The sequence below is a fragment of the Neisseria sp. P0024.S006 genome, from assembly GCF_051956595.1.
Lineage (GTDB): Bacteria > Pseudomonadota > Gammaproteobacteria > Burkholderiales > Neisseriaceae > Neisseria.
Window position 1 is genome coordinate 1 of the sequence record NZ_JBQCXH010000100.1, and the last position, 202, is coordinate 202.

Genomic DNA, 202 nt, shown 5'->3' on the forward strand with positions numbered 1-202 from the left:
CGTCTTTGGTGTCTTGCGCCAAGTCGATGCTGTAGTCGGTCACGTTGTTCGCGTCTTCTGCTGAAGCAGTGACGGTCACTTTGTTCGAACCTGCGCTCGCGGTCGTGCCTTTGGCGTTGACGGTGTAAACGTCTTGGCCGTTGGCGCCGACGGTTTTCACCACGTCTTTGATGTTGGTACCGGCGGCAACTTCGGTACGGGC

Annotated in this window: 1 protein-coding gene; it reads right to left on the minus strand. The window is 57.9% G+C overall.

All coding sequences use genetic code 11. The features are described from left to right. Positions 1-202, minus strand: a 202-nt coding sequence (locus ACTHUF_RS11475; RefSeq protein WP_440407788.1) for a hypothetical protein, incomplete at both ends; no start/stop codon positions are given.